The sequence below is a fragment of the Ramlibacter agri genome, assembly GCF_012927085.1.
Lineage (GTDB): Bacteria > Pseudomonadota > Gammaproteobacteria > Burkholderiales > Burkholderiaceae_C > Ramlibacter > Ramlibacter agri.
This window is the reverse complement of sequence record NZ_JABBFX010000001.1, coordinates 1,859,218-1,878,104: the sequence shown is the minus strand read 5'-3', so window position 1 is coordinate 1,878,104 and position 18,887 is coordinate 1,859,218. Positions and strand designations below refer to the sequence as shown.

General features: G+C 69.1%; 18 protein-coding genes. 9 read left to right on the top strand and 9 right to left on the bottom strand.

Features of this window, described 5'->3' with window-relative positions; all coding sequences use genetic code 11:
* Nucleotides 1-18 precede the first annotated feature (18 nt).
* Nucleotides 19-1,059: a porin gene (locus HHL11_RS09070; RefSeq protein ID WP_169418073.1), complete on the top strand. Its 1,041-nt coding sequence runs from the start codon at nt 19-21 to the stop codon at nt 1,057-1,059.
* A 60-nt stretch (nt 1,060-1,119) separates the two neighbouring features.
* Here the strand turns inward: HHL11_RS09070 and HHL11_RS09065 are convergent, their stop codons facing one another.
* The 5 genes from HHL11_RS09065 to HHL11_RS09045 all read right to left on the bottom strand — a co-directional run bounded on the left by HHL11_RS09065 (nt 1,120) and on the right by HHL11_RS09045 (nt 6,681).
* Complete coding sequence (locus HHL11_RS09065) at nt 1,120-2,097, bottom strand: tripartite tricarboxylate transporter substrate binding protein (RefSeq protein ID WP_169418072.1); 978 nt, start codon at nt 2,095-2,097, stop codon at nt 1,120-1,122.
* Entirely contained in the window at nt 2,094-3,101 is a 1,008-nt protein-coding gene (locus HHL11_RS09060; protein ID WP_169418071.1) for an amidohydrolase family protein, read from the bottom strand. The genes HHL11_RS09065 and HHL11_RS09060 overlap by 4 nt, the downstream gene beginning before the upstream one ends.
* Nucleotides 3,102-3,242: 141 nt before the next feature.
* Entirely contained in the window at nt 3,243-4,103 is an 861-nt protein-coding gene (locus HHL11_RS09055) for a fumarylacetoacetate hydrolase family protein (protein ID WP_169418070.1), read from the bottom strand.
* Entirely contained in the window at nt 4,100-5,041 is a 942-nt protein-coding gene (locus HHL11_RS09050) for a VOC family protein (protein WP_169418069.1), read from the bottom strand. The genes HHL11_RS09055 and HHL11_RS09050 overlap by 4 nt, the downstream gene beginning before the upstream one ends.
* A gap of 14 nt (nt 5,042-5,055) precedes the next feature.
* Entirely contained in the window at nt 5,056-6,681 is a 1,626-nt protein-coding gene (locus tag HHL11_RS09045) for an FAD-dependent monooxygenase (protein ID WP_169418068.1), read from the bottom strand.
* A 190-nt stretch (nt 6,682-6,871) separates the two neighbouring features.
* On the opposite strand from HHL11_RS09045, the gene HHL11_RS09040 reads away from it, so the two are divergent.
* Nucleotides 6,872-7,765, top strand: coding sequence for a LysR substrate-binding domain-containing protein (locus HHL11_RS09040; protein ID WP_240980034.1), 894 nt, complete (start codon nt 6,872-6,874; stop codon nt 7,763-7,765).
* A 28-nt stretch (nt 7,766-7,793) separates the two neighbouring features.
* Here HHL11_RS09040 and HHL11_RS09035 read toward each other — a convergent pair whose 3' ends face one another.
* Nucleotides 7,794-8,843, bottom strand: coding sequence for an alpha/beta hydrolase (locus tag HHL11_RS09035; RefSeq protein WP_169418067.1), 1,050 nt, complete (start codon nt 8,841-8,843; stop codon nt 7,794-7,796).
* 240 nt (nt 8,844-9,083) lie between these two features.
* Between HHL11_RS09035 and HHL11_RS09030 the strand changes: the two genes are divergently transcribed.
* From HHL11_RS09030 to HHL11_RS09000, 7 genes are read left to right on the top strand one after another with little or no spacing between them, the layout of a single operon-like run.
* Nucleotides 9,084-10,256: an ABC transporter substrate-binding protein gene (locus tag HHL11_RS09030; protein ID WP_169418066.1), complete on the top strand. Its 1,173-nt coding sequence runs from the start codon at nt 9,084-9,086 to the stop codon at nt 10,254-10,256.
* 17 nt (nt 10,257-10,273) lie between these two features.
* A complete protein-coding gene (locus tag HHL11_RS09025) occupies nt 10,274-11,749 on the top strand; it encodes an aldehyde dehydrogenase family protein (RefSeq protein WP_169418065.1) in 1,476 nt (491 codons plus the stop codon).
* Nucleotides 11,746-12,873 (top strand): iron-containing alcohol dehydrogenase, encoded by a 1,128-nt coding sequence (locus tag HHL11_RS09020; RefSeq protein WP_169418064.1) that lies wholly within the window; start codon nt 11,746-11,748, stop codon nt 12,871-12,873. The genes HHL11_RS09025 and HHL11_RS09020 overlap by 4 nt, the downstream gene beginning before the upstream one ends.
* On the top strand, nt 12,873-13,793 hold the full coding sequence (locus HHL11_RS09015) for a branched-chain amino acid ABC transporter permease (protein WP_169418063.1): 921 nt from the start codon (nt 12,873-12,875) through the stop codon (nt 13,791-13,793). Before HHL11_RS09020 ends, HHL11_RS09015 begins: the two co-directional genes overlap by 1 nt.
* The gene (locus tag HHL11_RS09010; RefSeq protein WP_240980033.1) at nt 13,786-14,823 is read left to right on the top strand and encodes a branched-chain amino acid ABC transporter permease; all 1,038 of its coding nucleotides are present in this window, start codon (nt 13,786-13,788) and stop codon (nt 14,821-14,823) included. The genes HHL11_RS09015 and HHL11_RS09010 overlap by 8 nt, the downstream gene beginning before the upstream one ends.
* Nucleotides 14,820-15,575, top strand: a complete 756-nt coding sequence (locus tag HHL11_RS09005; protein ID WP_169418062.1) for an ABC transporter ATP-binding protein — start codon at nt 14,820-14,822, stop codon at nt 15,573-15,575. Before HHL11_RS09010 ends, HHL11_RS09005 begins: the two co-directional genes overlap by 4 nt.
* A 59-nt stretch (nt 15,576-15,634) precedes the next feature.
* Nucleotides 15,635-16,279, top strand: coding sequence for an ABC transporter ATP-binding protein (locus HHL11_RS09000; protein ID WP_169419968.1), 645 nt, complete (start codon nt 15,635-15,637; stop codon nt 16,277-16,279).
* Nucleotides 16,280-16,286: 7 nt separating this feature from the next.
* On the opposite strand, the gene HHL11_RS08995 is transcribed toward HHL11_RS09000, so the two are convergent.
* The 3 genes from HHL11_RS08995 to HHL11_RS08985 form a co-directional block, all read right to left on the bottom strand.
* On the bottom strand, nt 16,287-16,868 hold the full coding sequence (locus tag HHL11_RS08995; protein WP_169418061.1) for a VOC family protein: 582 nt from the start codon (nt 16,866-16,868) through the stop codon (nt 16,287-16,289).
* A 203-nt stretch (nt 16,869-17,071) separates the two neighbouring features.
* Nucleotides 17,072-17,839 carry a DNA-binding transcriptional regulator gene (locus HHL11_RS08990; RefSeq protein ID WP_169418060.1) on the bottom strand — a complete coding sequence of 256 codons (768 nt, stop codon included), beginning with the start codon at nt 17,837-17,839 and terminating at the stop codon, nt 17,072-17,074.
* A 13-nt stretch (nt 17,840-17,852) separates the two neighbouring features.
* Nucleotides 17,853-18,878 (bottom strand): D-2-hydroxyacid dehydrogenase, encoded by a 1,026-nt coding sequence (locus HHL11_RS08985; RefSeq protein ID WP_169418059.1) that lies wholly within the window; start codon nt 18,876-18,878, stop codon nt 17,853-17,855.
* Nucleotides 18,879-18,887 lie beyond the last annotated feature (9 nt).

Genomic DNA, 18,887 nt, shown 5'->3' with positions numbered 1-18,887 from the left:
AACCCTGGAGGAGACCCTGTGAAAAGAACCGTGCTCGCCGCCGCCATCGCCTTGCCGCTTGCGGCCGCCGCGCAATCGTCCGTCACGCTGTATGGACGCCTGAACATCAGCGCCGAATCCCTGCACTTCAGCAGCACGCCGACCCGCAGCGCCTCGCGCCTCAACGTGCTGACCAGCGATGCTTCGCTGTGGGGCATGCGCGGCGTGGAAGACCTCGGCGGCGGACTGCGCGCCTACTTCAAGCTCGAATCGGGCTTCCAGGTGGATAGCGGCGCGCTCACCAGCACCACGCAGGTGTTCAGCCGCGAGTCCTACGTGGGCCTGGGCAACGGCAACTGGGGTTCGGTGCAGCTGGGAAGCCAGTGGGCGCCGGGCCTGTGGCAATCGCTGCGCGCCGACCCCTTCCAGCGCTTCGGGCCCGGCGGCCAGCCCTACCTGCTGCAGGGCGCACGCGGCTACACGCTGCGCTACGACAACGCCATCCAATACCTCACGCCCACCTTCGCCGGGCTGAGCGGCCGCGCCTACTACGCCGCCGGCGAAGGCCAGCCGACCGGCCGCGCCACGGCGCTCAACGTCGACTTCGAGAACGGCCCGGTCTACGCCGGCGCCTTCTACGAGAACACGCTCACCTCCGCGGCCTCCGTGGGCCTGGCCGGTGGCGGCAGGGCGAGCCGCACCGCGTCCTTCGCGGGTGCCTACGACTTCGGCGTGCTGCGCCTGAGCGGCCAGTACCAGACCAACAGCACCGAAGGCGTGCCGCATGCGAAGGGCTACCTGGTCGGCGTTGCCGTGCCGGTGGGCGCGGGCCAGATCCGCGCTTCCTACCTGCACCGCAGCGCGCCGAATGCCGATGCCTCGCTGATGGGCGCCGGCTACTGGTACTACCTGTCCAAGCGCACGCAGCTGTTCGTGAACGTGGCGCGGCTGGCGAACGACGGCACCGCCGCCTTCCGCATGGGCCCGGCGATCGCCGAACAGGCCGCGCTGGGCCCCGCAGGCCCTGGCGCGGGCCAGGACACCACCGGCTTCCAGGTCGGCGTGATGCATTTCTTCTGAGGCCTGCAAAGGCAAAAGGGCGCCGCAGTTGCGGCGCCCTTTTCATTGGGGAAAGCGAAATCAGTCGGCCTTGATGCCGGCGCTGTCCACCACCTTCTGCCAGCGCGCGATGTCGCGGTGCATCAGGTCGGCCAGCTGCGCGGGCGTGCCGGTGCGCACCTGCAGGCCCTGGCGCGCCAGTTCCGCCTTGACGTCCTCGGTGTTCATCACTTCGCCGAAGTCGTGGTTCAGGCGCTGGACGAGATCGGGCGCCGTGCGCGCCGGCGCCAGCACGGCGTACCAGGCGTCGATGGCGTCCATGGCCGCGAAGCCCTGTTCGCGGAAGGTATGCACGTCCGGGATCTGGCTGCTGCGCTTATCGCCCGTCACCGCGATCAGCCGCACCTTGCCGGCCTGCGCCTGCGTGCGCACCGAAGGCACCGAGGCGAACATCAGCTGCACCTGGCCGCCCATGAGGTCGGTCATCGCGCCGGAGATGCCCTTGTACGGCACGTGCACCAGCGACACGCCGTAGGTGGACTTCAACAGCTCCATCGCCATGTGGTGCGGCGTGCCGTTGCCGGGCGAGGCGTAGTCCAGCCGGCCGGGGTGCGCCTTGGCATAGGCGATCAGCGACTTCATGTCCTGCACCGGCAGCGCCGGGTTCACGGCCAGCGTGAAGTTGGCTTCGGCCAGCTTGGTGATGGGCGCGAAGTCGCGCTCGGCGTCGTAAGGCAGGTTGTTGCGATAGATGGCCGGCGTGATCGTGTGCGTGTTGATCGCCATCAACAGCGTGTGGCCATCGGCCGGCGCACGCGCTGCGAACAGCGTGCCGATGTTGCCGCTGGCGCCGGGCTTGTTCTCCACGACCACCGGCTGGCCCCAGCGCGCGGACAGCCTGGGCGCGATGATCCGCGCAATGGTGTCGCTGCCGCTGCCGGGCGTGAAGGGCACGACCAGGGTCACGGGCCGCGACGGAAACTTGTCGGCCGCGAACGCGGGCGACGCGGCGGCCACGAGAGCCGCGGCCGCGGACAGGAGGAAGGTGCTTCTTTTCATCGCGCTTGCTTCTGGTCGGTGGGCGCGAGCTTCAGCACCCGCTCGGCATTGCGGTGGGCCACCTTGGCGCGGTCGCTTTCGGCGATCGGCAGGTTGGAGAACCAGCGCACCGCGTCCAGGTTCGATTCGAAGGGATAGTCCACCGAGAACAGCAGGTTGTCCCAGCCGACCACGCTGGCCGTGCACATCAGCTCCGGCGTGGAGAACACGCCAGCCGTCGTGAGGCTGAAGTGGTCCAGGAAGGTGTTGCGCACCGACTTCTTCAGCTGCGGGTACTTGGGCGTCAGGCGGCCGTCGGCGCGCCACAGCGCGAAGGGCAGCAGCTCGCCCATGTGCCCGATGACCATGCGCAGGCCGGGGAAGCGGTCGAACACGCCGGACAGGATCAGCCGCAGCACGTGCGTGCCGGTCTCCACCGCGTAGCCCCAGGGCGCGAAGCCCAGGGTCGGGAAGTCCTTGTAGTAGGCCTCGTAGACCAGCGGATGCGGGTTGGACGGGTGCAGGTAGATCGGCACGTCCAGCGCCTCGGCCGCCTCGAAGATCGGCCAGAAGCGCTGCTGGTCCAGGTAGGCGCCGCGCGTGTGGCCGTTGATCATCGCGCCCTTGAAGCCCAGCTTGCGCACCGTGCGTTCCAGTTCGGCCGCGGCGGCCTGCGGCGCGCCGGTGGACAGCGTGGCAAAGGCAGCGAAGCGCGCCGGATGGCGCGCCACCGCTTCGGCCAGGTAGTCGTTGGCGGCGGCCGCCAGCGAGGCGGCCTGCGCCGGGTCCTCGATCTCCTGCGCGCCGGGCTTGGTGTGCGACAGCACCTGCAGGTCTATGCCGGCGCGGTCCATTTCGGCGATGCGCTGGTCGCCGACCTCGTCGAGGCCGGGCACGCGCGAGGGCGCGAGCAGCGCACGGTCGGTCGCGTCGTAGGTTTCCAGCAGGCCGTCGTAGAGGAAGTGCTCCTCCAGCGCGATCAGGCGCAGCGGCGGCGGTTCGTAGATTTTCGTGAGCTGGTTCATGAATACTCCTTGCTGGCGGGCGCGCTACTGGTCTTGAACGCAGAAGCCGCAAAAGAAAGCCAATGAATTGTTTCGCGCCTTCTGCGATGTTTCTGCGTCTTCTGCGTTCAAAGCGAACAGCGGCGCACCACCAATTCCGGTTCAGGCCTCGTCGACGATGCCGTTGCGCAGGATGCCGATGCGCTCGATCTCCACCTCGCAGGTGTCGCCGGGCTTCATCCACACCTGCGGCTTGCGCGCCAGGCCCACGCCGGACGGCGTGCCGGTGATGATGATGTCGCCCGGCTGCAGCGCCATCGCCTCGGAGCAGGACGCCACCAGCGTGGCGACGTCGAAGATCATGCTTTTCGTGTTCGCGTCCTGCAGCGTCTCGCCGTTCAGGCGGCACTGGATGCGCAGGCCCGAAGCGCCGGGCGGCAGTTCATCGGCCGTCACGAACTCGGGACCGAAGGAGCCGCTGGCGTCGAAGTTCTTGCCCATCATCCACTGGCTGGTGCGCAGCTGGTAGTCGCGCACGGAGCCATCGTTGAAGATCGAGTAGCCGGCCACGTGCTCCAGCGCGCGCTCCTTGGGGATGTAGCGGCCGGCCTTGCCGATGACGGCCACCAGTTCGGCTTCGTAGTCGAACTGCGTGGAGACGTGGGGCCGCACCAGCGGCTGGCCGTGCGCCACCCAGGACGAGGGATAGCGGGGGAACACCACCGGCACCTTCGGCACGTCGAACTTGCTTTCGGCCGCGTGGTCCATGTAGTTCAGGCCGATGGCGAAGGCCTTGCCCGGTTGCTGCACCGGCGGCAGGTAGCGCAGGCCGGCGAGCGGGCGGCGCACGGTAGCGCGCTCCAGGGCCTGGCGCAGCGCGGCAAAGCCAGCGTCGCCCTGGCGCAGCACTTCGTCCAGCGTGGCCGGCGCGCCGGCGGCGCTCAGGTCCAGCAGTTCGTCGCCGCTGGCGCGGGCGCCCAGCGCGGGTTGGCCTTGGTCGTTCAGGAAGGCGATCAGTCTCATGATGCTTGCTCGTGGTTGGTGATGAAGTCTTCGGGAACCGCGGGGCCCCAGACGTAAAGGGAGTCGTGCGGCGGGTGGTCGGCGGCCGGCCACTCCAGGTCGTGCGGCACGAAGTCGATGTCGAAGGAGTACTCGGCGTAGCTGCCCCAGGGATCGCGCACGTACTGGAAGTAGTTGGAGCCCAGCACATGGCGGCCCAGGCCCCAGCCGCGGTCGAAGCCGGCGGTGCGCATCTGCTCGGCGCCGCTGCCCACGTCGTCGAGGCTGCCCACGTCCCAGCTGGAATGGTGCAGGCCGGGCGCGTGCGACTTGGCGAAGGCCACCAGGTGGTGGTCGCTGCCGTGCGCGCCATGCAGGAAGGCAATGAGGTCCTGCGAGCGGTCCGACAGGCGCAGGCCCAGGATGTCGGTGCTGAAGCGCAGCATGCGCTCCACGTCCGGCGTGAAGAACAGCACGTGCGACAGCGCACGCGGGCGCACCGGCTGCACCTGGCTGCGCGCCGGGGCCGCGCCCTGCCCCGCCGCCACGCTGGCACGCGGGCTGGGCCGCGATTTCGCGGACGGCGACACCTTGGGCGCCACCACCAGTTGCAGCGGCGTGCCGTCCGGGTTGCGCAGCCACAGGCCGCTGCCGTCGGACAGCGGATGCGGCTCGCAGCCGAGGCCATGGCGCTCGATGCGTTCGCGCAGCGCCGGCAGGTCTTCGGCGTACACGCCGTAGCTCACGTATTCCAGGTGCTTGGGCGCGCCGCTGGCGTGCACCGAGCCCCAGCAATGAGGATGGCCGGCGGTGTACAGGTCCAGGCGTTCGCCGACCTGGCGCACTTCGAGGCCGAAGGCCGTGTAGAAGCGGCGCGCCGCCTCGAGATCGGGCACGGAGAACACGAAGCGGTTCACCGAGTGGACGCCGGTGACACCGGCACGGCGGGTGGTCGTCATGCTCAAGTCCTCCTTCAGGCCTGCATTCCGCAAAGCCGGCGCAGCAGCGCGCTGCCATCGGCCGGCCAGGTGTCGCCGCGCCAGGCCACGTGCTGGTCCGGGCGCACCAGCGTGTAGCGCGCGGGGTAGAGGTTGGCGATGCCGCCCTCCGTGGGTTGCAGCACGGCGAGCGGCACACCGTTCGCGCCGGCCTGGCGGCGGATCGCTTCGAGGTCCTTCGCATCCGCGGCCGACGAAGCGAGCAGCGTGAAGCCGCCGCCGAAATGGTCGTACAGCGAGCTGCCGTCATGCAGCCAGGCGTGCGGCGCCAGGTGGCCCGGGCGCGAGCTGGGCACGTAGTTGATGAAGTCCAGCGCCGGCGCGCTCGAGCCGTCCGGGACGATGGCCGGCGAATCCTCGTAGCGGTAGCCGAGCACCACGCCCAGGGTGTTGAACTCGCGCAGCTTGGTCGCCTCGATGCGCGCGCCGACTTCACGCCGCAGGCGTTCGCCTTCGGGGCCGTCGCCTTCCAGGCCCGCGGCCACGAGGTGGTTGCTGAGGATGGCGTGGTTGGCCTCGGCTTCCGCGATCACCCACTGGTGCACCGGCCGACGCTCGGCCTCGTAGCTCTCCAGCAGCGTCGGGCCGCCCCAGCCTTGCAGCAGCGCGGCCAGCTTCCAGCCCAGGTCCACCGCATCGGCCACGCCCATGTTCATGCCGTAGCCGCCGAAGGGCGGATGCAGGTGGCAGGCATCGCCCGCCAGGAACACGCGGCGGTCGCGGTAGCTGTTGGCGATGAGGCGGCTGGCCACCCATTCGTCGCTGCTGAGGATCTCGTAGGGCAGGTCGATTCCGGTGGCCTTGCGGATCAGGTCGGCGGCATCCAGGTCGTTGAGCCGCACGCCCTCTTCCACCTTGGTGGGCATGAAGAACCACTTGTCGCCGCTGTCCATGGGGCCGATCAGGCTGGGCAGTTCGCCATTGAGCTGCCAGTACATGATGGCCGGCCCGTGCTTGTGCGCCTCGGCCAGGCCGGGCGCGCGGAACACGATGTTGTAGTTGCGCGAGAGGCCGTACTGGCCCTCCATGCGCGCGCCGATCAGGTCGCGCACCGCGCTGCGCGCGCCGTCGGCGCCCACCAGGTACTGCGCCTGCACGGTGAAGTCCGTGCCATTGGCCTTGTCGCGCACCTGCGCGGAGACGCCGGCGCCATCCTGCGTGAAGCCGGTCATCTCGCAGTTGAAGCGCAGGTCCACGCCGGGCAGCGACTGCGCGTGCTCGCGCATCACTTCCTCCACCGTGTACTGCGGGATCCATTGCGCGTGCTCGGAGTACAGCGGGTTGCGGCCGGGGGCGCAGTACATCGCGTTCTCGAAGCGCGCCAGTTCGCGCCCGGCCAGCCGCGTGACGAACACCACGTTGGACGGGTACTGCACGCCCAGCGGCGAGGCGTCGCGCAGCCGGTTGGCGATGCCCCAGCGGCGCATGTGCTCGCGGGTGCGGACGTTGGTGGTCTTGGCGCGCGGCGCATAGCCGACGCGGTCGTTGCGCTCGACCAGCAGGCAGGCGATACCGCGCTGCCCCAGCTCGATCGCCAGCGCCAGCCCGACCGGCCCGGCGCCGACGATCAGCACCGGCACCGAAAGGCTTGTTTTGTTCATCGATGTCCTCGGGGATCAGGAACGAAGGTGGGCGGATGCTAGGGAAGCATCAGCGATCCCAGAAGATGGCAGAAATGCGCTTCTGATGCTCAAGCGCTATCACTGGACCCGCGTTCGGGTTTCCACGGGCGCGTGAGTGATTCGAAATCCAAACAATCCCACATTCGAATTTGGCGAATGTGAATCAGTCATGATGAAGTTGAACACGGTCCGCGACTTCCTGGCCGTGGCCGAACGGGGCAGCGTGCGGGCGGCGTCCCGGCAGTTGGGGCTGGCGCAGCCAGCGATGACACGCAGCATCCAGGAGCTGGAGAAGGAACTGGGCACCGAGCTGTTCGAGCGCCGCGCCCGCGGCGTCACACTCACGCCCATGGGCGAGGTCTTCCTGCGCCGCGCGCAGGCCTTGCGCAGCGAGATGCGGCGCGCGCAGGACGAGATCGACCAGCTGAAGGGCGAGCGCCACGGCCACCTGCGCATCTGCCTTTCGAGCGGCGCGCACATGGCGCTGCTGCCGGGCGCGCTGCGGCCTTTCCGCCAGCGCTTTCCCAACGTGCAGCTGGAAGTGATCGACGCCGTGCTGCCGCGCGTGGAACGCGAGCTGATCGACGGCACGCTGGACTTCTACATCGGCCCGTCCTACGACGAGCCGACCGGCGAACTCACGGTGGAAAAGCTGTTCGACAACGAACGCGTGGTGCTGGCGCGCAAGGGGCACCCGCTGGCCGGCGCGCGCTCGCTGGCCGAGCTGGTGGATGCCGAGTGGGTCACCACCTCCGTCACGCACCGCGCCGAGGACGAACTGACACCTGTGTTCGCGAGCCGCGGCCTGGCCCCGCCGCGCATCGTGGTGCAGGCGCATTCGGCGCTGACCTTCTTCTTCATCGTCGCCTATTCGGACCTGCTGATGATGCTGCCGGTGCAGTGGGAACACTCGGCGCCCTTCGCCGGGCTGCTGCAGCGCATCGACGTCGGCGAGAAGCTGCAGGCGCCGCCCATCACCGTGGTGCGCCGTGCCTCGCTGCCGCTGACGCCGGCCGGCGAATACTTCTGCGACATGATCCGGCGCGCCGCCGCGCATCGGTGAGACGCGGCGGGGATGCCGGTCTCCCGGCTCAGTGGACCGCTTTCTCCACCCAGCCGGACACCACTGCGGCGATGTCGTCGCTGTTCTTCTCCAGCATCATCATGTGGCCGTTCCCATGGATGCCGAGTTCTTCCAGACGCAGGTATTCCGCTCCCACACCCGCCTGCTGCAGCCACTGGACGGCGCAGTGGTCGAACTGGGCGTGGTAGCTGGCTTCGGTCCCGAGGACGACAACGGGAATGCCGGCCAAGCGAGAAAGCTGCCGAGGACTGCCCTTCTGGCGCCAGCAGCTCTTGAGGCCGGGATCCGGCGATGCAGAGCCAGGCTCCAGCTCGAGATCGCTGGCTTTCGCTGCAGGCGGATCGTAGGTCAGGGGAATGTCCGTCAGTCCCCACAAGAGGCGTTTGCCTTCGATGGGCGGGCCCTGCGGCTCGAGCGCGACGATCCCCTTCACCAGGCCAGGGCGAGCGTCGGCGATGACCCAGCCGAACGGGCCGGACTGCGAATGCGTCACCAGCACCGCTGGCCCGATGCGATCGAGCAGCGCCGTCCCCGCGGCTTTTGCAAGCCTCTGGGTCTCCGGTGCCGATGCAAGGTACGAAACCTGGCTCGCGTAGAACTGGTCGAACGCGGGGTCTCCCGGGCGACCGCTGCCGGGCCACTGAGTGTGCAACCTTGCCTGCGGCCACTTGCCGCCTACCGTGAACAGTGACTCGATCGACGCCGCGGTCAGGTTGCGCACTTCCCCGTCGACGCCGTCGATCCACGCCGAGCGGCCGCGTGCCGGCTGGTCCACCAAATAGACCTCGTAGCCGCGGGCCAGGAAGAAGTCCGACCAACCGGGACGTCCATCCGGCGTGGTCATCCAGTTCACGGCGGTCTGGCCCGTGCCGGAGATGAGCACGAGCGGATAGCGCTGCGTCGTTCTTGCCGGCCGCAGGTGTTCAACGTACATGGCGCCGCGCATGACTTGCTTGCCAGGCTCGCCGACATAAGTGCCCCCGGCAAAGAACACCTCGCGGCTCGAAGTCGGCGCGGTCGATGCACACGCACCGAGCGACAGAACGAGGATGGCCATGAGGCCGCGGGTTTTCCAGTGTCGCATGCTCCCTCCGTTCGCCTGGATGGTAGTCGGCGCGCCCCTGGTAGTCAACTGGTATACCAAGTGAATTCCTTGACGAAGATCCGTCTGGAACAGGCGCCAGACGCGCTGGGGACTGATGCCGCGCCGGTATCGGCGCGGCCATTTCAGCATCTTCTGCGCATTGCTCGCCAGGACTACGCTGGCGCCCGACTGGAACCCCTCAGGAGACAAAACGTGTTCAACGCACGCAAGACCATCGCCGTGCTCGCGCTCGCGGGCACCTTCCTCGCCGGCGCCGCGGCCGCGCAGGAGCCGCTGAAGATCGGCTACCTCACCACCTTCTCGGGCCCCATCGGCCCGCTGGGTCAGGACATGTACGATGGCTTCATGCTGGGCGTGGAGCAGGCCGGCGGCAAGCTGGGCGGCGTGCCCGTGGAGATCCTGAAGAACGACGACCAGTTCAAGCCCGAGGTGGCCACGCAGCTGGCGCAGAAGCTGATCGAGAAGGACAAGGTCTCCATCATCACCGGCGTCGCCGGCTCCAACGTGATGATGGCCGTGCAGCGGCCGATCGCCGAGAAGCAGGTGTTCCTGGTCGGCGCCAACGCGGGCCCGTCCGAGCTGGCCGGCACGGGGTGCTCGCCCTATCGCTTCATCTCCTCGTGGCAGAACGACAGCTGGGCCGAGGCCGCGGGCAAGTACGCCACCGACAAGGGCTACAAGCGCATGCTGCTGGTGGCGTCCAACTACCAGGCCGGCAAGGACGCCATCAACGGCTTCAAGCGCTTCTACAAGGGCACCATCGTCGACGAGATCTATCCCGGCGTGACGCAACCGGACTTCTCGGCGGAACTGACGCAGATCGCCGCGGCCAAGCCCGACGCCGTGTTCGCCTTCGTGCCGAGCGGCGGCGTCAACTTCATCCGCCAGTACCAGCAGGCCGGCCTGCTGAAGACGCTGCCGCTGCTGACGGTGGGCATGGCCGACGGCCTGACCCTGCCGGCCCTGAAGGACTCTGCGATCGGCCTGCAGTCGGTGCACTTCTGGGGCCCGGACGTCGACAACCCGGTGAGCAAGCAGTTCGTCGAAGCCTTCGAGAAGAAGTACGGCCGCATCCCGTCCAACTTCGCCGCGCAGGGCTACGACTCCGCGCTGCTGCTGGATGCGGCGATCGGCCGCGTGAAGGGCAACGTCGCCGACAAGAAAGCCTTCATGGCGGCGCTGAAGCAGGGCAGCACGAAGTCCGTGCGCGGCCAGCTGCGCTTCGACAACAACAACTTCCCCATCAACGACTGGTACGCCTTCGAGGTGGCGAAGGACGCCAGGGGCCGCGTGAGCCTGAAAACGGTGGCCACGCCGCTGAAGGACTACCAGGACTCCTACCACCAGCAATGCGCGATGCATTGAGAGCGGGAGAGAGCTACATGACGCGAACGATGCGAAGCGAGCCGCGCGCCTGGCGCCAGCTGCTTGCGGGCGAATGGGTGGGCGCCGCCTCGGGCCGGACCTTCGAGGACCTGGACCCTTATTCCGGCGAAGTGTTCGCGCGGATTCCCGCCGGCGGCGCCGAGGACGCGCAGCGCGCCATCGCGGCCGCGCAGGCGGCCTTCCCGGCCTGGGCCGCGCTCGGCGCGCGCGCGAGGCAGGCACTGTTCCTGGCGGCGGCGCAGGTGCTGGAGCGCCGCGCCGACGAAGTGGTGCAGCTGATGGCGCTGGAGACCGGTTGCGCCACGCCCTTCGCGCGCTTCCAGATCCAGTGGGCCACGGGCCTGCTGCGCCAGGCCGCGGGCTACCCGTACCTGCCCGGCGGCGAGATCGTGCCATCGGACACGCCCGGCGTGTTCGCGATGGCCGTGCGCAAGCCGCTGGGCGTGGTGTGCGGCATCTCGCCCTGGAACGGCTCGCTGGCGCTGGGCTTCCGTACCATCGTCGCGCCGCTCGCCTGCGGCAACACCGTGGTGTTGAAGCCTTCGGAAGACGCGCCGGTGTGCGCGGGCCTGCTGATGGCGGAGATCCTGCAGGAATCGGGCTTCCCGCCCGGCGTGCTGAACGTCGTCACGCATGCGCCGGGCGAAGTCGGTCCCATCGCGGACCGGCTGTTCGAAAGCCCGCAGGTACGCGCGTACAACTTCACCGGCTCCTCGGCCACCGGCGCGCGGCTGGCCGAACGCGCGGGCAGGCACCTGAAGCGCATCGCGCTGGAGCTGGGTGGCTACAACCCGATGATCGTCTGCGCCGATGCGGACCTTTCCTATTCGGTCGATACCGCGGTCTTCGCCGCCTTCTTCCACCAGGGCCAGATCTGCATGAACACGCGCAAGATCCTGGTGCATCGCTCGCTGTTCGACGCCTTCCTCGAGCGCTTCGTCCCGCGCGTGAAGGCGCTGGAGCCGGGCGACCCCGCGGACCCGGCGACGAAGATCGGCCCGCTGATCAACGACCAGGCGCTCGCCAAGGTGCGGCAAGGCGTCGACCAAGCCGTGGCCCTGGGTGCGCGCGTGCTGGCTGGAGGGACAGCAAAGGGTCGCTGCTTCGCGCCGACCGTGCTGGTCGACGTGCCGGCCGATGCGCCCATCCACTGCGAGGAAGTGTTCGGGCCGGTGGTGCTGGTCGAAGCCTTCGACGACGAGCAGCAGGCGGTGGAGGTGGCCAACGCCACGGCCTATGGCCTGTCGGCTTCGATCATGACGGCCGACGTCTGGAAAGGCATCACGCTGGGTGGCCAGGTGCAGGCCGGCATGGTCAACGTCAACGGGCCCACCATGGGCGGCGAGCCGCAGATCCCCTTCGGCGGCGTCAAGGACAGCGGCTGGGCGCGCTTCGGCCGCTGGGCCATCGACACCTTCACCGACCTGAACCTGGTGACGGTCAGCCGCGACCAGCGCAAGTACCCCCTATGAACGCGCTCACCGCACTGCACCTGCCGCGGACGCTTTGCGCGGCCGGCGCCATCGCCGCCCTGCCCGGTGAACTGCAGGCGCTGGGCATGCGCCGGCCGCTGCTGATGACGGATCGTGGCCTGGTCGCGGCAGGAGTCGCTGCGCGCGTCGCCGAGGCCTGCGGCGTCGCCTCCGTGCTGTTCGACGCCGTCACCGAGAACCCGTTGTTCGCCGACGTCGATGCCGCCGCCGCGCTGTACGCGCGCGCCGATTGCGACGGCGTCGTCGCCGTCGGCGGCGGTTCGGTGATCGACACGGCGAAGCTGGTCGCGCTGCTGGCGACCAACGCCGGATCGGTCGCGGACTACGCCGGCGTGCCGAACGCAGTGCACGGGCCAGGAGCGCCGCTGGTCGCGATCCCCACGACCGCGGGGACCGGCAGCGAAGCCTCTCCTTCCGCCGGCCTCCATCCCGATGCGACGACGGCTTCGGTCGGCATGAACTCCCGTCACCTCGTGCCGCGCCTCGCCGTGCTGGACCCCGACTTGACGGCGAGCCTGCCGCCCCGCCTTGCGGCTGCCACCGGCATCGACGCGCTGTCGCATTGCATCGAAGGCTACCTGTCCGAGCGCGAGCAGCCGCTGGGCAAGGCGATCGCGCTGGACGGGATCACGCGCATTGCGCGGCACCTGCGGCGCGCCGTCGCCGACCGCGCGGACGTCGCAGCGCGCCAGGAGATGATGCTCGCGGCCTACGCCGGCGGTGTCGCCATCGGCATGGGCCTCGGCCCGGCGCATGCGATCGCGCTGAGCTGCAGCGACCAGGGCTTCCACCACGGCGTGCTGAGCGGCATCGGGCTGGTGGCGACGCTGGACGCAACGGCACAACGCGTTCCCGAACGCATGGCCACTGTCTCCACCGCCTTCGGGCTGAGCGTGGGAACTTCACTGGCCCAGGCCGTCGCCGCATTGATGCGCGAACTGGGCCTGCCGGCCACCCTTGGCGAACTGGGCTACGAAGCGCGCGACGTGCAGGCGCTGGCCGCGGCCGCGCAACGCAGCCATTTCAACCTCTCCGCGCCGCATCGCCCGGATGCCGCGCAGTACGCATCCTTCTTCGCCCGCTCGCTGCAAGGAGAAGCATGATGAGCGCTTCCCTTCTGCTGGCCCAGGCCCTCAACGGCTTCCAGCTCGGCGTGCTGCTGTTCCTGCTGTCCGCCGGGCTCACGCTGGTGCTGGGCATCATGAACTTCGTGAACCTGGCGCACGGCTCGCTGTTCATGATGGGCGCCTACTTCGCGGCCGCGGCCTATGGCGCGACGCAATCCTTCCTGCTGGCCGGGGTGGCTGCCATCGCGGGCACGCTGGTGCTGGGCGTGCTGCTCGAACGCGTCGTGCTCGCGCGCCTCTACGAACGCGACCACCTGTACCAGGTGCTGGGCACCTTCGGCGCGATCCTGGTGTTCAACGAGGTCGCCCGCTACACCTGGGGCCAGTCGCCGGTCTTCATGAACGTGCCCGAGGCGCTGGCGGGAACGATCCCGCTGTTCGGGCTGGCCTACCCCGTCTACCGCCTCGCGATCATCGCGGTGGGACTGGTGGTGGGCGCGCTGCTTTACCTGGTGATCCATCGCACCCGCGCGGGCATGCTGATTCGCGCCGGCGCCTCGGATGCACAGATGCTCTCCGCGCTGGGCGTCGACACGGCGCTGGTGAGCGGGTTGGTGTTCGCAGTCGGCGCGGCCTTGGCCGGCCTCGCCGGCTTGATGGCCGGCCCGATCCTCACGGTGCAGCCCGGCATGGGCGAGCCGATCCTGATCCTGGCGCTGGTGGTGCTGATCACCGGCGGCATCGGCTCCATTCGCGGCGCCTTCTACGGCGCCCTGATCGTCGGCATCGCCGACACCGTGGGCCGCGCCTTCCTGCCCGGCCTGCTGCGCGAAGTGGCCGAACGCTCGTTCGCGCAGAACGCCGGGCCGGCGCTCGCCTCGATGCTGATCTACCTCCTCATGGCCGTGGTGCTGGCCGTCCGGCCCGCGGGACTCTTTCCGGTGAAGCATGGATAAGCCGCACGCCGTCCTCACCGCGCCGCTCGCGCTTCCGCTACATTCGCGCACCCTGCCTTCGATGCGCGTGCTCGCGGCGACGCTTCTCATCGCGCTGCTGGCCGCGGTGCCGCTGCTGGCCCAATGGGCCGGCCAGCCCTATTACCTGACGCTTGTGTCGCGCATGATGGTCTTCGCGCTCGCGGCGCTGGGCCTGAACCTCATCGTCGGCTTCGGCGGCATGGCCAGCTTCGGCCATGCGCTCTACATCGGCGTCGGGGCCTATGCGGTAGGCATCCTCTCCTTCCACGGCATCACGAGCGGCTGGGCGCACCTGGCAGTGGGCCTGCTCGCAGGTGCGGTGCTTGCGACTGTGATCGGCCTGGTCTGCCTGCGCGTGAGCGGCCTCGCCTTCATCATGATCACGCTGGCCTTCGCGCAGATGATGTATTTCGTCGCCGTCGGCCTGAAGCAGTACGGCGGCGACGACGGCCGTGCCTTGCCGGCGCGCAGCCAGTTCGGCGCGATCGACCTGTCCAATGACGCGGTCTTCTACTACGTCATCTTCGCCGTGCTGATGGCCACGCTGTTCGCCTTCCACCGCCTGCTGCGCGCGCGCTTCGGCATGGTGCTGCAAGGCTGCAAGGCCAACGAGCGCCGCATGCGCGCGCTGGGTTTCGGCACCGTACGCGCCAGATTGGTGGCCTACGTGATCTCGGCGCTGGTCTGCGTGCTGGCCGGCATGCTGCTGGCGAACCTCACGCTGTTCGTCTCGCCTTCCTACATGCAATGGGCAGTGTCGGGGGACCTCATCGTGATGATCGTGCTGGGCGGCGTCGGCACCCTGTTCGGCCCGGTCGTCGGGGCCATCGTCTGGCTGGCGCTGGAGGAACTGCTGTCCTCCGGCGGCTGGGGCCTGCCCGCGGCGGCCGACGAACTGATGAAGACGCACTGGCTGGGCGTGCTGGGCCTGCTGGCCATCGTCGTCACGGTGTGCATGAAGCAGGGCCTGTACGGCTGGCTGGTGGAGCGCGAGGAGGCCAAGCCATGAGCCCATTGCTGCAAGTCCGCGGGCTGGTGAAGCGCTTCGGCGGCCTGCTGGTCACCGACCACTTCGACCTGGACGTGGCGCCCGGCGAGCTGCACGCCATCATCGGGCCCAACGGCGCCGGCAAGACCACGCTGATCAACCAGCTGTCCGGCGAGCTGCAACCGAGCGAAGGCTCGATCGTCTTCGACGGCGCCGAGGTCGTGCGCCAGCCCATCCAGCAGCGCGTGCGCGCCGGCATGGCGCGCAGCTACCAGATCACTTCGGTGTTTCCCGAGTTCACCGTGCTGCAGAACGTGATGCTGGCGGTGCAGAGCGCCAGCGGCCGCAGCTACGGCTTCTTCCGCCCGGTGCTGGGCGATCGCACGCTGCTGGAACCGGCGCACGCGCTGCTGCAACAGGTGGGCCTCGACGCGCAACACGCGACACGGGTCGCCGCGCTCGCGCATGGCGCGCGCCGGCAGCTGGAACTGGCGATGACCCTCGCGCTGCAACCGAAGCTGCTGCTGCTGGACGAACCGATGGCCGGCATGAGCCAGAAGGAATCGGCGGAGATGGTGGAGTTGCTGCACACCTTGCGCGGCAAGCACGCCATGGTGCTGGTGGAACACGACATGGACGCGGTGTTCGCGCTGGCCGACCGCATCACGGTGCTGGTATACGGCCGCGGCATCGCCACCGGTACGCCCGCGGCCATCCGCGAAGACCGCGAAGTGAAGCTCGCCTACCTGGGCGAGCAGGAGGAAGTGCTGTGAGCCTGCTGGAAGTGCGCGACGTCGAGGCCTGCTACGGCGTGAGCCAGGCCCTCTTCGGCATGAGCTTCGACGTGAAGGCCGGCGAGGTGGTCACCTTGCTGGGACGCAATGGCATGGGCAAGTCGACCACCGTGAAGTCGGTGACCGGCCTGCTGGCGCCGCGCCGCGGCTCGGTGCGGCTGGCGGGGCAGGAGCTCACCGGCCGCGCGCCGCACCGCGTGGCCCGCACGGGCATCGGCCTGGTGCCGGAAGGCCGCCGCGTCTTCCCCAACCTGACGGTGCGCGAGAACCTGGTCGCCACCGCGGCGAACCGCCATCCCGGCGCGCAACCCTGGACTTTGGAGCGCGTCTACGCGATGTTCCCGCGGCTGCGGGAGCGCGAGCGCAACCTGGGCTGCCACCTCTCGGGCGGCGAGCAGCAGATGCTGGCGATCGGCCGCGCGCTGCTGACGAACCCGCGCCTGCTGATCCTGGACGAAGCCACCGAGGGCCTCGCGCCTCTCGTGCGCGAGGACATCTGGCGCTGCCTGGGCCGGCTGAAGGAGGCCGGCCTGGCGCTGGTGGTGATCGACAAGAACATCGCGCCGTTGCTACGCCTGGCCGACCGCCACTTCATCGTGGAGAAGGGACGCGTCGTGTGGAGCGGCACGTCCGGCGAGCTGCGTGCGCAGCCGCAGCTGCTGCACGACTACGTCGGCGTGTAGCGCCGCCTCAGGCCATCAGCGAGCCGCGGATGCCGGACACCGGCAGGTGCTCGCGCCGCGGCAGCAGCTCGGATTCGGGCGTACCCGCACGCAGCTTCGCCAGCAGCGCCTCGGGGTCGAACTCCACGCCGATGGGGTTGGTCTCGAAATGCGGGCCGTACATGAAGGCGTTGGCGTCGTCGTTGGTGGGGAAGCAGTCCGCCTGGAACTCCATCTGGTTGCCGTCGGGGTCGGCGTAGTACATCGACACCGTGATGCCGTGGTGGATGGCCCAGTAAGGGAGGATGCCCTTGGCCTTCAGCTCCGTGTACTTGTCCAGGAGTTCGGTGAGTCCCCGGTAGCCGTAGGCCACGTGGTCGACTCCCGGCTGGCCGCGCGGCACGCGGGCATCGGACTCGCCCTTGATGATGCCCAGGTTCAGCAGGGCGACGCGGTGGTGCTCGTCGTCGTAGGTGACGAAGGCGATGACGGGGTTGCGGTACTGGATCTTGCCGTCGAACACCGTCACGTACCAGTCCAGCATTTCCTGGAAGCGGTAGGTGCGGTAGACGATGTGGGCGAAGGTCTTCGGACGGATGGAATCGGGCATGCTCGCTCCTCGATGCGCGCGGCGCGCGGGCGTGGAGGGATGCTAGTCAGCGGCAGCGATAGCCGGAAGATGCCAGATTCGCTGCGCTGATCGCTTGGCAGCATCGCAATAACTGTATAAAATAACAGTGTCGACTTTCTCCTGTTCGACGCAGTTGCCAAACCTTCGGTCACGGCGCGGGCCCTCCCGCCCCGTGACTTTCTTTATTCGGCCGCCGTCCCCGCCAGGGCGCGCGAGACCGCGCTCGACGCTTCCTGCAGCGGCGGCAGGAAGCGCGCCACGGCTTGCTGCGCGTCCAGCGCGGAGCTGAACCAGGTGAGGCCCAGGGTGGCCACCACGCGCGGGCCTTCGAAGATCGGCACGCCGAGGGTGGACGACTCCGGCCGCACCCGCGGGTCGCGCAGCGCGTAGCCGCGCTCGCGCACCTCGGCCAGCATCCGGCGGATGGCCGGCTCCTGGCCGGCGATGTCCTCGTTGCCGCCATGCGCCACCAGTTCGAGCAGCGCCTCCTGCTCGGTTGGCCCGCAGAAAGCCAGGTAGGCGCGGCCCAGTGCCTGCGACACCAGGCTCAGGCGCATGTTGATGGTGGAGTGGAAGAAGGACAGCGGCGAGCGCGGGATGGTGCTGTAGCGGACCACCATGCCGTCGCCCTGCTGCACGGCCACGGCCGCCGGCCATTTCAGCTCCTGCGTCAGCGCCTCGGCGGGGCCCGAACAGGCTTCGACGATGCGCGGTTCGCTGTGGTAGCCGCTCGCCAGCGTCTTGACCTCGGAGGTCAGGTAGTACGAATACTGCGGCCCGCGGCGCACCAGCCCGTCCGCCTCCAGCGTCTGCAGCAGGCGGACGATGGTGGGCTTGGGGATGCCGGTGTGCTTGTGGACCGCATCGACCGAGGAGACGGATTGCCGGTTCAGCGCGCGCAGGATCTGCAGCGCGCGCAGCACGACGTTGACCGGCCGGGGCGTGGGCATGAAGGTCGCGGCCTCAGGGCGGACTCGCGGTCCGCAAGGTGCGGTCGGTCTCGACTTCCTGCCTCAGCGCATCGCCCTGCACCCAGCGGCGCAGGTTGTCGATGAACATGCGCACGCTGCGCTCGCGGTATTGGCGAGAGGAGCCGGCGTTGTGCGGCGAGACCAGCACGTTGGGCAGGTCCCAGAAAGGAGAATCGGCCGGCAGCGGCTCCTGCTCGAACACGTCCAGGTGCGCGCCCGCGATGTAGCCGGAGGCGAGCGCGGCAAGCAGTGCATCCTCGTCCAGCACGCCGCCGCGGCCGACGTTGACGATGCAGGCGCCGCGCGGCAACGCCGCCAGCACCTGGGCGTCCACGAGCCGGCGCGTGGCATCCGTCAGCGGACAGGCGATCACCAGCCAGTGCGCCTCGGCGGCGAGCGCGCGCAGCGCGTCGTAGCCATGGATGCCGAGCGCAGCGTCGCCCGGCTGCGGCGTGTGGCGCAGCTTGTGCACGCGCAAGCCCAGCGCTTCCAGCAGCCGAGCGATGTGGCGGCCGATCGGGCCGTGGCCGACGACGATGGCGACCTGGCCGGAAAGATCCGCCTGCGCCTCGGGCCCGCGCAGCGGCGCCCAGCGGTGTTCGCGCTGCGCATGCATCCAGTGCAAGCCGCCGCGCGCAAGAACCATCACGCCCATGATCGCCGTGTGCGCCACTGCCTCGGCGTTCGCCCCGGAGGAGTTGGTGACGCGCACGCCGCGCCGCATCAGCGCCTGGAACACCGGCCGGTCGACGCCGGCGCTGGGCACGTGCATCCACTGCAGCCCCGGCGCCGCGCGCATCGAATCGCAGAACAGCTGCATGTAGGGCGTGAGCACCGTGCGCGTGGACTGGCCGATCACGTCCAGCGACACCAGCGCGATGTCGACCTCCTGCAGCTGCTGCGCCGACGGCGGCTGCGCCGGGTCCACGCAGACGAATTGCAGGCCGGGGCCGGCTGCTGCACGCAGTTCTTCGGCGAAATCACGGTGAACGGCGGGCGAGAGCAGCAGGGTCGGCATGGCTTGGGC

What these genes read in the sequence shown, in the direction of transcription:
- HHL11_RS09065 (WP_169418072.1), bottom strand. Translation starts at nt 2,097, where the DNA reads ATGAAAAGAAGCACCTTCCTCCTGTCCGCGGCCGCGGCTCTCGTGGCC.
- HHL11_RS09060 (WP_169418071.1), bottom strand. Translation starts at nt 3,101, where the DNA reads ATGAACCAGCTCACGAAAATCTACGAACCGCCGCCGCTGCGCCTGATC.
- HHL11_RS09055 (WP_169418070.1), bottom strand. Translation starts at nt 4,103, where the DNA reads ATGAGACTGATCGCCTTCCTGAACGACCAAGGCCAACCCGCGCTGGGC.
- HHL11_RS09050 (WP_169418069.1), bottom strand. Translation starts at nt 5,041, where the DNA reads ATGACGACCACCCGCCGTGCCGGTGTCACCGGCGTCCACTCGGTGAAC.
- HHL11_RS09045 (WP_169418068.1), bottom strand. Translation starts at nt 6,681, where the DNA reads ATGAACAAAACAAGCCTTTCGGTGCCGGTGCTGATCGTCGGCGCCGGG.
- HHL11_RS09040 (WP_240980034.1), top strand. Translation starts at nt 6,872, where the DNA reads ATGATGAAGTTGAACACGGTCCGCGACTTCCTGGCCGTGGCCGAACGG.
- HHL11_RS09035 (WP_169418067.1), bottom strand. Translation starts at nt 8,843, where the DNA reads ATGGCCATCCTCGTTCTGTCGCTCGGTGCGTGTGCATCGACCGCGCCG.
- HHL11_RS09025 (WP_169418065.1), top strand. Translation starts at nt 10,274, where the DNA reads ATGACGCGAACGATGCGAAGCGAGCCGCGCGCCTGGCGCCAGCTGCTT.
- HHL11_RS09020 (WP_169418064.1), top strand. Translation starts at nt 11,746, where the DNA reads ATGAACGCGCTCACCGCACTGCACCTGCCGCGGACGCTTTGCGCGGCC.
- HHL11_RS09015 (WP_169418063.1), top strand. Translation starts at nt 12,873, where the DNA reads ATGAGCGCTTCCCTTCTGCTGGCCCAGGCCCTCAACGGCTTCCAGCTC.
- HHL11_RS09010 (WP_240980033.1), top strand. Translation starts at nt 13,786, where the DNA reads ATGGATAAGCCGCACGCCGTCCTCACCGCGCCGCTCGCGCTTCCGCTA.
- HHL11_RS09005 (WP_169418062.1), top strand. Translation starts at nt 14,820, where the DNA reads ATGAGCCCATTGCTGCAAGTCCGCGGGCTGGTGAAGCGCTTCGGCGGC.
- HHL11_RS09000 (WP_169419968.1), top strand. Translation starts at nt 15,635, where the DNA reads ATGAGCTTCGACGTGAAGGCCGGCGAGGTGGTCACCTTGCTGGGACGC.
- HHL11_RS08995 (WP_169418061.1), bottom strand. Translation starts at nt 16,868, where the DNA reads ATGCCCGATTCCATCCGTCCGAAGACCTTCGCCCACATCGTCTACCGC.
- HHL11_RS08990 (WP_169418060.1), bottom strand. Translation starts at nt 17,839, where the DNA reads ATGCCCACGCCCCGGCCGGTCAACGTCGTGCTGCGCGCGCTGCAGATC.
- HHL11_RS08985 (WP_169418059.1), bottom strand. Translation starts at nt 18,878, where the DNA reads ATGCCGACCCTGCTGCTCTCGCCCGCCGTTCACCGTGATTTCGCCGAA.